Source organism: Aliikangiella maris (genome assembly GCF_040719265.1).
Classification (GTDB): domain Bacteria; phylum Pseudomonadota; class Gammaproteobacteria; order Enterobacterales; family Kangiellaceae; genus Aliikangiella; species Aliikangiella maris.
The window spans coordinates 1-1,425 of sequence record NZ_JBFDAH010000105.1 but is presented as its reverse complement, the minus strand read 5'-3'; the positions used below and the strand labels follow the sequence as shown (position 1 = coordinate 1,425).

The window sequence follows — 1,425 nt, the reverse complement described above, 5'->3', positions numbered from 1 at the left end:
TTTGATAACAATTTGGTAGAACCTATGACAACAATTTGGCAAGCACTAAAAAGCGGACGATGTTAATTGGGTAAAGTCGTTTAATTCTTGCACAATCTTATGATAAAGAAACTGGCAAGAAGTATGATGGTAAAAAAGTAAACTACAACACTTAAGGAAATTTTTTTCCAAAAACTCATACTTCGACATCCACATTCAGGACAGTTAGTATTACTCTTCATTTTTAGCTTAAATTAAATATCTGACTAGTCATATTCAATTAAGTTGAACTCTGTTATTTTTTAGCCAACTCAGCAACTAATTCTATAGTACCATCATTAGAAACTTTTACACCTAAAGCACTTTGTAGTTGTCCATCTAACTCTGTATTAATAACTAGTTCTTTTAAAATACTATAAGCTTTAACTCTTTTTTGCATGGGTATCTTATTAGAAAATATTTTAATTAATTCATAATGTTTAAATATAATGGCTCCCTTAAATGTGGCTCCATCTCTATAAAGAGGATCTGCACCAAGCCATAACAACAAATCAATTTTCCATTTAAAATAGTTTTCACTCGCCACAGAGTCATGCATCGATTCACTTGGATCAAAAATAATTTTGTAATTTAGCGCTAATACTAAAACCATTATTGGAATAAAAATAAATTTCAAAAATTTTTTCATACTGTTTAATATTCCTTAGTTTTTTTAGTTAATTTTTCTTACATCCGGTACTCCATGAATCGACTAACTTTCCATCTTTATCATAAACATTAGTTACTATTTCATAATGCCAGCCATCATCATGACTAAAATGTGATTCAAGATACAAGTGTCCTTCTTTATATTCTTTATTAGTCCTCGTCATTGCATATGCAGCACCCGCCGCAGTGTATACACCTGCTATTGCCCAAGAAGCACCTCCAGTAGCACCTCCAGCCCATAATAATGCTCCCAATACAGCATCACCTATAGCAATTCCTACCCCAGCTTTAAACTGTACTCCCTGAGCAGACCAACTTGTAAATCCATCAGCTTGTGCTTTAGTCAAAAAGCCAGGACTTGGTAGCCCAAATGGTCCTGTCATTTTGTCTAAAAATGCCTCTTTATGCGGGTAGGGATTATATGTTCCTTTAGAATTATCACAGGCACACTTTTTTAATCCTAATGGATCAATCCAATTCACCGGATCACTAAACACATACCCATAAATATTACTATCCCCACCAGCAAAACCAATCGGATCCTTACTCGTCCATCGCCCAGCTTGTGGATCATAATCCCTAGCCCCAAACCGAGTCAGCCCTGTATCTCTATCATAAATACCACCAGCAAAACCAAACGGCTGAAACCCTGGATTTGTATCCAGCGTGACATTACCAAATTCATCATAATCCATTTGTTGAACCACGTCACCATTGGCAATATCAACCACCAATAAT

Annotated in this window: 2 protein-coding genes; both read right to left on the bottom strand. The window is 35.2% G+C overall.

Features of this window, described 5'->3' with window-relative positions; all coding sequences use genetic code 11:
• Positions 1 to 274: 274 nt before the first annotated feature.
• Positions 275 to 667: a hypothetical protein gene (locus tag ABVT42_RS22325; RefSeq protein WP_353898189.1), complete on the bottom strand. Its 393-nt coding sequence runs from the start codon at positions 665 to 667 to the stop codon at positions 275 to 277.
• A 28-nt stretch (positions 668 to 695) separates the two neighbouring features.
• Positions 696 to 1,425, bottom strand: a 730-nt coding sequence (locus tag ABVT42_RS22320) for an RHS repeat-associated core domain-containing protein (protein ID WP_367024545.1), incomplete at its 5' end; no start/stop codon positions are given.